The sequence below is a fragment of the Pseudomonas auratipiscis genome (genome assembly GCF_036324085.1).
GTDB lineage: Bacteria > Pseudomonadota > Gammaproteobacteria > Pseudomonadales > Pseudomonadaceae > Aquipseudomonas > Aquipseudomonas auratipiscis.
On record NZ_JAZDCU010000004.1, the window covers coordinates 135,811 to 149,537 of the forward strand.

General features: G+C 59.8%; 14 protein-coding genes. 6 read left to right on the forward strand and 8 right to left on the reverse strand.

What is annotated here, in order from left to right; all coding sequences use genetic code 11:
• Positions 1-103: 103 nt before the first annotated feature.
• The 4 genes from V0R60_RS07245 to rpoE all read right to left on the reverse strand — a co-directional run bounded on the left by V0R60_RS07245 (position 104) and on the right by rpoE (position 3,889).
• The gene (locus V0R60_RS07245) at positions 104-1,486 is read right to left on the reverse strand and encodes a DegQ family serine endoprotease (RefSeq protein ID WP_371922309.1); all 1,383 of its coding nucleotides are present in this window, start codon (positions 1,484-1,486) and stop codon (positions 104-106) included.
• 221 nt (positions 1,487-1,707) lie between these two features.
• Positions 1,708-2,673 (reverse strand): MucB/RseB C-terminal domain-containing protein, encoded by a 966-nt coding sequence (locus V0R60_RS07250; RefSeq protein WP_136474824.1) that lies wholly within the window; start codon positions 2,671-2,673, stop codon positions 1,708-1,710.
• Between the two features lie 12 nt (positions 2,674-2,685).
• On the reverse strand, positions 2,686-3,276 hold the full coding sequence (locus tag V0R60_RS07255) for an RseA family anti-sigma factor (RefSeq protein WP_136474823.1): 591 nt from the start codon (positions 3,274-3,276) through the stop codon (positions 2,686-2,688).
• Positions 3,277-3,307: 31 nt separating this feature from the next.
• On the reverse strand, positions 3,308-3,889 hold the full coding sequence (gene rpoE / locus V0R60_RS07260; protein ID WP_010220971.1) for an RNA polymerase sigma factor RpoE: 582 nt from the start codon (positions 3,887-3,889) through the stop codon (positions 3,308-3,310).
• 434 nt (positions 3,890-4,323) lie between these two features.
• On the opposite strand from rpoE, the gene nadB reads away from it, so the two are divergent.
• Positions 4,324-5,940: an L-aspartate oxidase gene (gene nadB, locus V0R60_RS07265; protein WP_330080176.1), complete on the forward strand. Its 1,617-nt coding sequence runs from the start codon at positions 4,324-4,326 to the stop codon at positions 5,938-5,940.
• Here nadB and V0R60_RS07270 read toward each other — a convergent pair.
• Together V0R60_RS07270 and V0R60_RS07275 are read right to left on the reverse strand one after the other, a co-directional pair.
• Positions 5,909-6,361: a protein YgfX gene (locus tag V0R60_RS07270; RefSeq protein WP_330080177.1), complete on the reverse strand. Its 453-nt coding sequence runs from the start codon at positions 6,359-6,361 to the stop codon at positions 5,909-5,911. The genes nadB and V0R60_RS07270 overlap by 32 nt on opposite strands.
• On the reverse strand, positions 6,345-6,599 hold the full coding sequence (locus V0R60_RS07275) for an FAD assembly factor SdhE (protein ID WP_136474820.1): 255 nt from the start codon (positions 6,597-6,599) through the stop codon (positions 6,345-6,347). Before V0R60_RS07275 ends, V0R60_RS07270 begins: the two co-directional genes overlap by 17 nt.
• A 165-nt stretch (positions 6,600-6,764) precedes the next feature.
• Here V0R60_RS07275 and ygfZ point away from each other — a divergent pair, with 165 nt between their 5' ends.
• Positions 6,765-7,706: a CAF17-like 4Fe-4S cluster assembly/insertion protein YgfZ gene (gene ygfZ, locus V0R60_RS07280; RefSeq protein ID WP_330080178.1), complete on the forward strand. Its 942-nt coding sequence runs from the start codon at positions 6,765-6,767 to the stop codon at positions 7,704-7,706.
• Positions 7,707-7,766: 60 nt separating this feature from the next.
• Positions 7,767-8,576: an HDOD domain-containing protein gene (locus V0R60_RS07285; protein ID WP_136474818.1), complete on the forward strand. Its 810-nt coding sequence runs from the start codon at positions 7,767-7,769 to the stop codon at positions 8,574-8,576.
• Here V0R60_RS07285 and V0R60_RS07290 read toward each other — a convergent pair.
• A complete protein-coding gene (locus tag V0R60_RS07290; RefSeq protein ID WP_136474817.1) occupies positions 8,573-9,952 on the reverse strand; it encodes a sensor histidine kinase in 1,380 nt (459 codons plus the stop codon). The genes V0R60_RS07285 and V0R60_RS07290 overlap by 4 nt on opposite strands.
• A complete protein-coding gene (locus V0R60_RS07295) occupies positions 9,945-10,616 on the reverse strand; it encodes a response regulator (RefSeq protein WP_136474816.1) in 672 nt (223 codons plus the stop codon). Before V0R60_RS07295 ends, V0R60_RS07290 begins: the two co-directional genes overlap by 8 nt.
• A gap of 202 nt (positions 10,617-10,818) precedes the next feature.
• Between V0R60_RS07295 and V0R60_RS07300 the strand changes: the two genes are divergently transcribed.
• The 3 genes from V0R60_RS07300 to V0R60_RS07310 all read left to right on the forward strand — a co-directional run bounded on the left by V0R60_RS07300 (position 10,819) and on the right by V0R60_RS07310 (position 13,726).
• Positions 10,819-12,108 (forward strand): OprD family porin, encoded by a 1,290-nt coding sequence (locus V0R60_RS07300; protein WP_330080179.1) that lies wholly within the window; start codon positions 10,819-10,821, stop codon positions 12,106-12,108.
• 34 nt (positions 12,109-12,142) lie between these two features.
• Positions 12,143-13,123, forward strand: coding sequence for a Bug family tripartite tricarboxylate transporter substrate binding protein (locus V0R60_RS07305; protein WP_136474814.1), 981 nt, complete (start codon positions 12,143-12,145; stop codon positions 13,121-13,123).
• 144 nt (positions 13,124-13,267) lie between these two features.
• Positions 13,268-13,726 (forward strand): tripartite tricarboxylate transporter TctB family protein, encoded by a 459-nt coding sequence (locus V0R60_RS07310; protein ID WP_136474813.1) that lies wholly within the window; start codon positions 13,268-13,270, stop codon positions 13,724-13,726.
• The last annotated feature ends 1 nt before the right edge of the window (position 13,727 follow it).

A 13,727-nucleotide genomic window follows, 5' to 3' on the forward strand; every position in this document is an offset into this window, starting at 1 on the left:
CCCACGGCTCGATGGCAACTCGGCAACAGCCGGTTTGCCGACGAGAAATACCCGGCCAAACAAAAAAGGGCGGCCTAAGCCGCCCTCTTCCACTCAACCCGCCTTACTCAGCCAGCTTGAAGGTGATGAAGCTTGCCCGACCTTGACGCAGTACGCGCATGGACACGGAACGGTTCTTAGGCAGCTCCTTGGCAATTTCAGTGAACTGCTTGGCCGAAAGAATCGCCTGGTTGTTCAGGTGACTGATGACATCGCCCGGACGCAGGCCAATCATGGCCGCTGGACCGTCCTGGACTTCCTTGATGACTACGCCACCCTTGAGTTCCAGGGTTTTCTTCTGCTCGGCAGTCAGATCGGCTACCGAAACACCGAGACGATTACTGCTGCGCTCAACGCCACCGTTGGCACTGGCGGTAATCTCGGCGTCATCTTCAGGCAGCGCACCCACGGTGATATCCAGGCTTTGGCGCTTACCGTTGCGAATAATGTCGAGCTTGGCCTTGGCACCATCTTTCAGGCTGCCAACCAGGTGTGGCAAGTCAGCCGACATGACGATCGGCTGACCGTTCATGGTCAGGATCACGTCACCGACCTGCAGGCCACCCTTGGCTGCCGGACCCTCTTCCAGAACCTGGGCAACCAGGGCGCCAGCGGGCTTGTCCAGGCCGAAGGACTCAGCCAGGTCTTTGTTGACCTCCTGGATCACCACACCGAGCCAGCCGCGGCTGACCTTGCCGTCTTTCTTCAACTGGTTGGATACATCAATTGCCACGTCGATCGGAATGGCGAACGACAGGCCCATGAAACCACCCGAACGGGTGAAGATCTGCGAGTTGATACCGACCACCTCACCGTTCATGTTGAACAGCGGGCCCCCAGAGTTGCCCGGGTTGATCGCCACATCGGTCTGGATGAACGGCACATACGTGTCGTTAGGCAAGGTACGCCCCTTGGCGCTGACGATACCCTTGGTCACCGAGTGATCGAATCCGAAAGGCGAGCCGATGGCCAGCACCCATTCGCCCACCTTGAGCCTCTCGGAGTCGCCCAGCTTGACGGTTGGCAGGTTTTTGCCTTCAACCTTGAGCAATGCCACGTCGGTACGTGGGTCAGTGCCGACCAGTTTGGCTTGCAGCTCACTGCGATCGGAAAGACGGACGATGATTTCGTCGGCGTCGGCCACCACATGGTTATTGGTCAGCACGTAACCGTCACTGGAAATAATGAAGCCCGAACCCAGCGACTGCGCTTCACGCTGGCGATCACCACGCGGTGAACGCGGCTGCTGTGGCATGTTGCGCTCGAAAAACTCGCGGAACATCGGCGGCAGGCCTTCGAGATCCGGCATCTGGCCAGCTGCGTACTTGCGATCCGGCAGTTTCTGTTTGGTACTGATGTTGACCACCGCAGGTGAGGCCTGCTCCACCAGGGTCGTGAAGTCCGGAAGGGCTTCGGCCTGGGCAGCGGTGGCCACCTGACCGAGCATAAGCACGGCGGCGAACAACGATAGGTAGGTTTTCAAGCGTGGTATTGACATACGGCTCCCGTCACATCGAGCGTGGTTAGCAGTAGGGCCCTGCAGAAGCAGGAAAGGCCAGACCCCGAAAGGCCTGACCTATAGATAAATTCTGAGTTTTTTGCAAACTGCAAAGCTTGCCAATCATGTCAGCCAAGCAATCCTCGACCGGTGAGCACTGTACTTGCTGATCATTTTTTGGCCTGGGTGTCCTGAGGTCGTATCGACAACGCAATCCGCTCGGCGGTGCCAATCGGAATTTCGCCCACAACTGTCACCATCATCTCACCAGTAGGCGTGGTCAAGCGTCGCGACACTGCCACGGTAGGGCCCAATTGGGTACGGATATCCGCTGCAGAACCGCCATTCAAGGCTTCGACAAACACCGAGAAACGCGCCAGACCATCATCGAACATCAAGCTGCTGACAGCGCCTTTACCTTCAGGGTCTTTGCGCAAGGCACTGTCGATGAGCTCGAAGCCTGGCGGCAACCAATCCCAGCGCCATCCCGCGGCAGGCTGTACAGCCTGCGCAGCAACCTGCGCTACAGGTTTGCATTGTTCACCTGCCTTGAGCTGGTCATCGGTCGGCGCGTCCCGAGTGTCCAGCCGGGTGAACTGGAAGCGCTCAAGCAAACGCCCCTTGTCATCAAGCATCAATGACTTGAGTGGCAGCCCGGTCTGTTTGTCCAAGTGCAATTCAAACCCATATCGATGTTGATCACGCGGGCTCAGCGAGACGATGACCGCCTCACGCCCCGCCACTCGTGACTTGCCAGAGACCCCAAGGTCATACCAGCTCATCAACTTGAGAGGATCAAGCACTCGCGCCGTTGACTCCGGTGCATTGGTGACACCTGACACCAGGGAGCCACTTACGCACTGGGTATGCCCATCGACACGCACGACTTCCTGGGCCGAGCCATCGAGCTGAAGCAACCGCTCGCTGACCTTGCCGTCCTGGACACGATGCCAGATGTCGTGGGTGGAGAAGCTGCCGTTACGCTCGTAAACGAAAGTACCCTGATAGCTCTGCTGTTGCTCTGCCTGCGCCAGCTTTTTCAGCCAGTCGCCCGCCTCCGGGGAGGAGTTCGCCGCATGGGCCGGCAGAATCAGCCAGCCACCCAGCAACAGCGGTATGAGAGGTAGCGCGCGCATGATCCTCCTTACTTAACGGTTTTCCAGGCTGGCAGCGCGAGCATACGGCAGAGCGCTCTCGGTACCCTTCAGGGCTGCTTCCTGAGCATGCTGACGCAGATAGCCGGGCAGACGCTGGTCATGCCAGCCGGATTGCCCTTGCAGCACGCCATTGGCCATTGGGCCAGGCTGTTCTGCACTTTCACTATAGCCTGCCAGTACGGCGGGGCCTTGAACTTGTGGCGCGATCAGGCCTTGCTGAGCGGGTTGCTGGGCAGCCAACTGAGCACCGCTGATGTCATCCTGGTTATACAGGCGCACACCTGCCAGCACGGCGACGGTAACCGAGGCGGCTACAGCCAGGCGAGTCAGGCTGCGCCAAGGACCACGATTGGCCTTGACCGGTACATCTTCATCAGCCAGCGCTGCCGAGACGGCGGCGGCGATATCCAACTGTGGCAGCACCAGCTCCTTGTGCATGGCCGCACGCGCAACCTGGTAACGCGACCAAGTGGCACGGGTTTCAGCATCGTCGACGGCGTTCAACACCCGACGTAACTCAAGTTCATCCGCTTCGTTATCCATCACCGCGGACAGCGATTCCTGCAAAGCTTCACGACTCATGGCGGTTCCTCTCTTGGCTGTCGCCGCTGTCTCAGGTTTCCTGCAACAAGGGCTGCAGGGCTTTGTCTATGGCCTCCCGAGCGCGGAAAATTCGAGAGCGCACGGTGCCAACCGGACACTGCATGACGCTGGCAATGTCCTCGTAACTCAGACCATCAAATTCACGTAAAGTTAACGCCGTACGCAAATCTTCTGGCAGTTGCTGAATGGTCCGATGGACGGTGCCTTCGATCTCATCTCGCAACAACGCACGCTCGGGGGACTCCAGATCCTTGAGGCCATGATCGCCGTCGTAAAATTCCGCATCCTCGGAACTCACATCGCTGTCTGGTGGACGCCTACCGCGTGACACCAGATAGTTCTTTGCCGTGTTGATGGCAATGCGGTACAGCCAGGTATAAAAAGCACTGTCCCCGCGAAAATTTCCAAGCGCCCGGTAAGCCTTGATGAAAGCTTCCTGCGCCACATCCTGGGCTTCATGGGTGTCGTGTACAAAACGCACGATCAACCCGAGAATCTTGTGCTGATACTTCAGCACCAACAGATCAAACGCTCGCCTGTCGCCACGCTGCACGCGCTCGACAAGCTGCTGATCCTCTTCCTGGGTTAGCATGAACACTCCTCAATGAACTTGAGGGAGCGTTGCGAGAAGCATCGTTCAGGCTTGCAACCATAGACTCGGGCTTTTCGCAAAAGTTCTCCCCTCCAAGCAAGTTTCCTGCGGCCCTTGGTCGGCCCGCACGAAAAACGCGGCACGGACACGGCCGGCTGCGTCGATAATCGGGTTTCGAATACGCCAACAGTACCTTAATTATGGGCTACTGCCATGCGTCGCCACGGCATTGTGGTGTGCGGACAACCTTCTATGGATATCCACACAACGTGGAAAGTTCCCACAAAAAGCTGCCAGCACCTCGCAAGCGCCATTGGAAATCTGGGCACCGAGGCTGATATAAAGACAGCCGGTCCAGATTAACGATAGTTTCACAATGCCATAAGCGCCTGACTATTGTGCCGATCCCCCCCTTCAGATACTAGTGTCCTGACATGAGCCAACAACTCCAACATGATGTCCTCGTGATCGGCAGCGGTGCCGCCGGTCTGAGCCTGGCGCTGAACCTTCCCGGGCACCTGCGCGTTGCCGTGCTGAGCAAGGGCGATCTCGCCAACGGTTCGACCTATTGGGCCCAAGGCGGGGTTGCCGCGGTACTGGACGACACCGACACAGTCCAGTCCCACGTCGAAGATACCCTCAATGCCGGTGGTGGCTTGTGCCACGAAGATGCCGTGCGCTTCACTGTCGAGCACAGCCGCGAAGCGATCCAGTGGCTGATCGACCAAGGCGTACCTTTTACTCGCGACGAACACGCCAGCGTTGACGATGGTGGCTTCGAGTTCCATCTGACCCGCGAAGGTGGCCACAGCCACCGGCGCATCATCCACGCCGCCGATGCCACCGGCGCGGCGATTTTCACCACGTTACTGGCGCAGGCAAAGCAAAGACCCAACATAGAGCTGCTGGAGCAGCGCGTTGCGGTTGACCTGATCACCGAGCGACGCCTTGGCCAGGACGGTGATCGCTGCCTGGGTGCCTATGTGCTGAATCGCAACACGGGGGAGGTCGACACATTTGGCGCACGCTTCACGGTGCTCGCGACCGGCGGTGCCGCCAAAGTCTATCTGTACACCAGCAACCCGGACGGAGCCTGTGGCGACGGTATCGCCATGGCCTGGCGCGCGGGTTGCCGGGTGGCAAACCTTGAGTTCAATCAGTTTCATCCCACCTGCCTTTATCACCCGCAGGCCAAGAGTTTCCTGGTGACCGAAGCCCTTCGCGGTGAAGGGGCGCTGCTGCGGCTGCCCAATGGCGAGCGCTTCATGCCCCGCTTCGACCCGCGCGAAGAGTTGGCGCCACGCGATATCGTCGCTCGCGCCATCGACCACGAAATGAAGCGCCTGGGCGTGGATTGCGTCTACCTCGACATCAGCCACAAACCCGAAGACTTCATCAAAAGCCACTTCCCTACTGTCTATGAGCGCTGCCTGACCTTCGGCATCGATATCACCCGCCAACCGATTCCTGTGGTGCCTGCCGCCCATTACACCTGTGGTGGCGTGATGGTGGACGATCGCGGCCATACCGATGTCCCCGGCCTCTACGCCATCGGCGAAACCAGTTTCACTGGGCTGCATGGCGCCAACCGCATGGCCAGCAATTCACTGCTCGAATGCTTCGTTTATGGGCGCGCCGCTGCCAATGACATTGAAGCGCACCTGGAGCAGGTGAACATGCCTCGGCAATTGCCCAGCTGGGACGCCAGCCAGGTCACCGACTCGGATGAGGACGTGATCATTGCGCACAACTGGGACGAGCTGCGGCGCTTCATGTGGGACTATGTGGGAATTGTGCGAACCAGCAAGCGCCTGCAACGCGCAGAACATCGGGTGCGTCTGCTGCTCGACGAAATCGACGAGTTCTACAGCAACTACAAGGTAAGCCGTGACCTAATCGAGCTTCGCAACCTGGCCCAGGTGGCCGAGTTGATGATTCACTGCGCCATGCAGCGCAAGGAAAGCCGAGGTCTGCATTACACCCTGGACTACCCAGGCATGCTCGACGAAGCACGCGACACTATTCTGCAGCCACCCACCTACGACGACTGAATTTCAGGCGCACGCGCAGGCGTCGGTGTTGCACCGGCTCCAGCGCGTCATAGGTAATGCACAGTCCCTGGCTCCAGCGCCGACCCGCAGGGCGATAACGCAGAACGATCAAACCCGGCAAGGCCAGGCTATCGGGACGTAACTGCACTTTTTGCCAACCCTGGGCTCGACTGAACAGGTGCCAGCCGTCACGGTCGCATCGCAACCCGCTGACAGCCTGGGGGTGATTCAGCAAGATTCGTCTCGGGATGGTCCAACCGGCATGCAACAGACACAAGACAATGCCGCCAACCTGTTGCCACCACGGAACTTCCAGCAGGCTCAAGCCGAGCAAGGCCAGCAACAAGCTGACCAGGTAGGCCGCCAGCAGGCCTTTTGAGCCGTACCAGCGACACTCGAAGCGCTCACTTGGGCTGGACACGATCCAGGATGATGCGAACCATGCGCTGCAGCTCTGGATCTTCGGACTCGCTGCGCTCCATGAACCAGCCGAACATATCCTGGTCTTCACAGCTGAGCAGGCGCTTGTACAGGTCACGATCTTCCTGGCTCAAGGTCGGATAAACCTCGGCACTGAAAGGCACCAGCAATACGTCCAGCTCGAGCATGCCGCGTCGGCTGTGCCAAAAGAGCCGATTGAGTTCAGTTTGTTCGACCATGGAGCCCTCCTAAAATAGGCCGTCAGTATACAGAGCCAGCGCCCGGGAAACACGAGACGTTGGTCCGGACATGTGAGCAAATAATCACAGAGGCGTACCCTCAACTACCTATTTTGCCAACAGCGCTCTATCATGGCCCCCAGTCTTATTACCTTGCGATGACTCATGGCCGATTCCGCTTTTTTCTGCACGCTATCCCACGAAGGCATCCTCGCCGTCCGCGGCTCGGACGCCGGCAAATTCCTGCAAGGCCAACTGACCTGCAACATCAACTACCTCAACGACAGTACCAGCAGTCTGGGTGCGCGTTGCATGGTCAAGGGCCGAATGCAGTCGAGCTTTCGCATCCTCCCCGACGCCGACGGCTTTCTGCTGGCCATGGCCCGTGAGCTGCTTGAGCCGCAACTTGCCGACCTGAAAAAGTATGCAGTGTTCTCCAAGGCCAAACTGACCGATGACAGCGACGCCTGGGTTCGCTTCGGATTGCAGGAGGGTGAATCGGCCCTGCACGATCTAGGCATCGAAGTACCTGCGCAGATTGATGGCATCACCCGGCACAACGGGCTGATTGCCATTGCCGTGTCAACCGGCCGCATCGAGCTATGGGTACCCGCCGAACAAGCACGACAGGTACAAGAGCAGTTAGCTGCAAAGCTTTCGCAGGCTACGCTGAACGACTGGCTGCTGGGGCAGATTCGCGCAGGGATTGGCCAGGTCATGGCCCAGACTCGCGAGCTGTTCATTCCGCAGATGATCAACCTGCAGGCCGTCGGCGGCGTCAGCTTCAAGAAAGGCTGCTATACCGGTCAGGAAATCGTCGCTCGCATGCAATACCTGGGCAAGCTCAAGCGGCGCCAATACCGGGTAGCCTTGGCAGGCGAGAACGTGCCAGAACCCGGCACCGAGATTTTCTCGCCGACCCACGGTTCTTCGGTAGGTGAAGTGGTGCTTGCGGCACGCAGCGCAGACGGTATCGAACTCCTGGCGGTGCTGACCGCCGATGCTGTGCAAGACAACAACCTGCACCTGGCTAGCCCGGATGGCCCGGGCCTGAACCTGCTGTCCCTGCCCTACGAGCTGGATCGCGACCGCGAAATCCAACGCTGAGTCGGCCTCGCCCCGACGGTAGAACGCCGGGGCCCTTTTGAATTGCGTTAGAGAGTCACCATGAACAAGCTGGCCGAGACGGTCCAGGCCCAGTTGCTGGCCGCCATCGACAATGATGACCTGGTGTTGCCGACCTTACCCGAGGTCGCCTTGAGCATCCGCGAGGCCGCCGAAGACAGCGAGATCAGCGTCAGTGCCCTGAGTAAAGTCATCGGCCGCGACACTGCCCTGACTGCGCGCCTGATCAAGGTAGTGAACAGCCCGCTGCTGCGCGCCACGGTCGAAGTGACCGACTTGCAGACGGCCATTACCCGCCTCGGCATCAACTACAGCTGCAACCTGGCCGTCGGCCTGGTGATCGAGCAGATCTTCCACGCCCGTTCTGAGGTGGTGGAAAGGAAAATGCGCGAAATATGGGCCAGTAGTTTGGAGGTGGCGGGTATCAGCTACGAACTCTGCTTGCGTTACACCCAACTCAAGCCTGACCAGGGCGCCCTCGCCGGCCTGGTTCACCAGATCGGTGTACTGCCTATCCTGATCTATGCCGAAGAGCACAATGAGCTGCTCTCTGACCCGGTATGCCTGAACTATGTCATCGACCAGATCCATCCGGCACTCGGCGACAAGATTCTGAGCAGTTGGGAATTTCCCGAACAACTGGTGAAACTACCTGGACAGGTGCTCAATCTGGATCGCGGTAGCGATCGGGTCGACTACGTTGACATTGTCCAGATTGCCCGGGCGCTGAGCGCTGGCCCCGGCAAGTCCCGCCCCTTGGCAGCCCTTCCGGCCTACCGTCATCTGGGGCTGCCCACCGGCACCGAACTTGTGGCCGGCGAGTTGCTCCAGGCCCGGGCCATGTTTCGTTAATCGCCGATAAAACTGACTCGCACTTTCAACCCGCCCCGTTCGCCATCGTGCAGGCTGATCTTCGCCAGATGCGCGCGGCAGATTTCTCCGACAATCGCCAGGCCCAGGCCGGTCCCTTGCGCATTGCGGCGATAGAAGCGCTCGAACACCCGTTCACGCTCATCCTCCGGAATGCCCGGGCCATCGTCCTCGACTTCCAGCACCCCCGGCGCGTAGACCCGCAAGATGACATTGCCGCCCTTGGGTGTGTGGGCCAAGGCATTGTCCACCAGGTTGCTGAGCAATTCATTGAGTAGCGTAGGCTCGCCACGGACATGCACCGGGGCCTCAGCCTCCAATGCCAACGCCACTCCACGGGCGTAGGCCAGTGGCGCCATGGCCATCCCCAGTTCCCGTGCCAGTTGACTGAGGTCAAGCAGTTGCGCGCCACCTTCGGCAATCGCTCGCGCACCGTTTTCCACTCGCGCCAACGACAGCAACTGGTTGGCCAGGTGGGTCAGCCGGTCTGTGCCCTGGACCGCTGACTCCAGAGTATCGCGCCAGACCTGAGGCTCATTCGAGCGCAGGCCCAACTCGACCCGGGCCTTGAGGGCCGCAAGGGGGGTGCGCAGCTCATGAGCGGCCTCGGCAATAAACTGCGCCTGACGCTCGAACTGCTCGCGTAGCCGCTCGGTAAAGTGGTTCAAGGCGCGCACCAGTGGGCTAAGCTCACGCTGCACCTCGACCAGCGGCAGGGCCCGCAGGTCGTCGGGCTGACGCTCTTCGACGGCACCACGCAAGCGCTCCAACGGGCGCAATGCAGCGCTCACCGCGAACCACACCAGCATCAGTGCGCCCAGAGCCAGCATGCCCAGACGCAACAAGGTATCGGCCATCAAGCTGCGGGCCATGCGCACCCGCGCTTCTTCGGTTTCGGCCACACGAATTTCGGCCATGCCATTCATGTTCGGCTCACTGACGGCCTTGAGCAGACTCACCACGCGCACATCCTGGCCCAAGTAGCGCGCATTGTAGAACCGCGCCAGCGCTGGGTAATCATCGGTGCGCGGCGTGCCTGGTGGTGGCGCGGGGAGGTTTTCGTAGCCGGAAATAAGGCGTTGATGAATATCGTTGACTTGGTAGTAGATGCGTCCGGCGCTGTCGTACGCAAAGGTATCCAAGGCCACGTAGGGCACATCGGCGCTGAGCGTGCCGTCGCGCTGGGACAGGCCGGCAGCGATGGTGCGCGCCGACGCCAACAGGGTTCGGTCATAGGCAGTGTCGGCCGCTTCGCGTCCGTTCCAATAGGCACTGAGCCCACTGGCGAGCATCAACACCACCAGCAGCAGGGCCAGGTTCCACACCAAGCGCCCGCGCAGACTGCCACTGTCACGCATCGCGGTGCTCGAGCAGGTAACCGAGCCCCCTGAAAGTGACGATGACCACGGCATGACCATCAAGCTTCTTGCGCAGACGATGGATGTAAATCTCGATCGCATCGGCGCTGGCTTCCTCATCCAGGCCGAACACCTGGGCGGCCAACTGCTCTTTGCTCATCACCCGCCCAGGACGTGCGATCAAGGCTTCGAGCACCGCCTGCTCGCGGGAGGTCAGGGTCAGCAAATCGTCATCGAGGGTAAAGCGCCGGGTATCGAGGTCATAGACCAGCGGCCCGCAGCGTTGCTGGCGCTCGCCACCGAGTACGCTACGACGCAGCAAGGCCTTGACCCGCGCTTCAAGCTCGGTGAGCTCGAACGGCTTGGCCAGGTAGTCATCGGCACCCAGGTTCAAGCCATGAACCCGATCCTTGACGTCACTGCGTGCCGTCAACATCAACACCGGTACGGTCTTGCCACGTGCGCGCAAGCGCGCAAGCACCTCGAAGCCGTCCATGCGCGGCAGCCCGACATCGAGCACCGCCACTGCATATTCCTCGCTGGCCAGCGCCAGGTCGGCAGCCACGCCATCATGCAGCACATCCACTGTCAGCCCCGTGCTCTTGAGAGCCTGGGCCACGCTCTCAGCTAGCTGCAGATGGTCTTCTACAAGCAGCACACGCATTGTTTTTCTCCTGTCAGGTCCAGGTCAATGGCGCGGAGTGTACAGCCGACTGCTCGCCTGTGAAGCCTTGGTAACGATGAAAAGTAGTTGAAAGGTTAGTGAAAGGTTCAGCCCCTAGCATCCTCTGACGGCTCACTCTGCTTGCCGTACAACCGAACCTTGAAGTTCGAACTAATAAGAACAAAAACGGAGTTACTCGACGATGCTGTCCATGCAGCCACAGGCCCATGTGCCTACCCGCCGTTTGCCTACCCGCCAGTCCGCCGTTGTCAGCGCCCTCGCCCTTGCCGGCGTCGCGCCCATGAGTCAAGCCGCCTTCTTCGATGACAGCAAGGCAACCTTCGAAACCCGCAACATGTATTTCAATCGCGACTTTCGCGATGGCACCAGTGCCCAACAGTCCAAGCGTGATGAGTGGGCACAGGGCTTCATGCTCAACTTCGAGTCCGGCTATACCGATGGCACTGTAGGCTTTGGCCTGGATGCCCTTGGCATGCTCGGCATCAAGCTCGACTCCAGCCCCGACCGCACGGGTAGCGGTTTGCTGCCCACCCACGACAACGGTCGCGCAGCCGATGAATATTCCAAGCTTGGCCTGACCGGCAAGGTCAAGATTTCGGCCACCGAACTCAAAGTCGGCACCTTGATGCCAGAGCTGCCCACTTTGCAGCCAAACGACGGTCGCATCCTGCCGCAAACCTTTGAAGGCGGTCTGCTGACCTCCGGCGAAATCAAGAACTTGACGTTTACAGGCGGCCGCCTGGAAAAAGCCAAGGATCGCGACAGCACCGACAATCAGGACATCGCCCTGAACAACAAGAACAGTCGCTTTCTAGGCACTGTTGCCGGCAACCACTTCGACATGGCCGGCCTGGATTACAAGTTCACCGACAAGATTACCGGTAGCTACCATTGGGCTCAGCTCGACGATGTCTACCGCCAGCACTTCGTCGGCATGCTCGCCAGTCAGCCTTGGGGGCCGGGCACGTTTGGCGCCGACCTGCGCATGGCCTTCAGTGATGACCAAGGTCAGGCCCGCGGCGGCGAGATCGACAACACTGCGCTCAACGGCATGCTCAGCTACAGCCTTCTGGGCCACAAGCTCAGTGCCGGCTACCAGCACCTGTCAGGCGATACCGCCTTCCCTTACGTCGATGGCGCTGATCCGTACCTGGTCAACTTCGTTCAGATCAACGACTTTGCCGGCGCCGACGAGCGCTCCTGGCAAGCTCGCTACGACTACGACTTCGCCAAACTGGGTATCCCTGGCCTGACCTTCATGACCCGCTACATCAGCGGCGATAATGTCAGCCTGGCCGATGGCGGAGAGGGCAAAGAATGGGAACGCAATACCGAATTCAAGTATGTGGTGCAAAGTGGCGCCCTGAAAAACGTCGCCGTGCGCCTGCGCAACGCCACCTTCCGCTCGAACTTCGCCCGTGATGCGGATGAAGTTCGACTGCTGGTGAGTTACAGCCTTGCGCTGTGGTAATCCCCGATAACAATAACGCTCACGGAGATCGACGATGACCTTTTCACTGCGCCGCATTGCCCTCGCCACGGCCTGCTTGATGCTCGCCGGCCAAGCCATGGCAGCCGAACCGAAACGCCCGGAATGTATCGCCCCCGCCTCACCCGGCGGTGGTTTCGACCTGACCTGCAAGTTGGTGCAAAGCGCCCTGGTCAACGAGAAAATTCTCAGCAAACCCATGCGCGTCACCTACATGCCCGGCGGTGTCGGCGCGGTCGCCTACAACGCAGTGGTTGCCCAGCGCCCGGCGGATGCCGGTACCCTGGTGGCCTGGTCCAGCGGTTCGCTACTCAATCTGGCGCAAGGCAAATTCGGCCGCTTCGACGAAAATGCCGTGCGCTGGCTGGCGGCGGTCGGCACCAGCTATGGCGCCATCGCGGTGAAAAACGACTCGCCCTACAAAACCCTGGATGACCTGGTTGCGGCGCTGAAAAAAGATCCAAGCAAAGTGGTGATCGGTTCAGGCGGTACCGTCGGCAGCCAGGACTGGATGCAGACAGCGCTGATCGCCAAAGCCGCAGGTATCAACCCGCGCGATCTTCGTTATGTCGCCCTTGAAGGCGGCGGCGAAATTGCCACGGCACTGTTGGGTGGGCACATCCAGGTCGGCAGTACCGACATCTCCGACTCCATGCCGCATATCCAGAGTGGTGACATGCGCCTGTTGGCAGTGTTCGCCGAGACCCGGCTGGACGAGCCGGAAATGAAGAACATTCCTACCGCCAAGGAGCAAGGCTACGACATCGTCTGGCCGGTGGTGCGCGGTTTCTATCTGGGGCCAAAAGTCACTGATGAAGAGTACGACTGGTGGAAAGCCTCGTTCGACAAACTGCTGGCCTCCGAAGAGTTCGCCAAGCTGCGTGACCAGCGCGAACTCTTCCCTTTCGCCATGACCGGCGCCGAGTTGGACACCTATGTAAAAAAACAGGTGGCTGACTACAAGGCCCTGGCCAAGGAATTCGGGCTGATCCAGTAAGGCCGTCATTCCCTCGTTGGAGCGGATTCATCCAGGAAGGGCTGCCCCTGCGGCCCTGACGGGAAAGGCGTTGCCTTTTGCCTTTGAAAACGGCGCTCCAACAAAATCGATGACTGTTTGTGAACCTCATTGAGGACAGGCGACATGATCCTGCAACGTGTCTTCGCCCTGATTCTGCTGGCGCTATGCGCCGTCCTGGCCGTGATGGCCTGGCCCTATCAGGCGGCTTTTTCCTACGAACCGGTCGGCCCCCGCGCCTACCCGTTACTGATGCTCGGTTTGATGGCGCTGGGGCTTATGTACCTGGCCTTTCGACCAACACCCATTGTGCACAAAGACGACGAGCCAGAACTGGACCGCGAGACCCTCAACAAGATTGCCCTGTGTGTGGGCCTGCTGCTGGTCTTCGCTGCCACTTTCGAGCCACTCGGGTTCATTCTCAGCGGCGTGCTGATTGGCGTACCGATGGCCCGTCTCTATGGCGGGCGATGGCTACCCAGCGTGGTGATCATCGGCCTTATGACGATTGCCCTGTACTGGTTGTTCGACCGAGTCATGGATGTCCCTCTACCCCTGGGCTTACTCGACGTTCTGGAGAATTGAC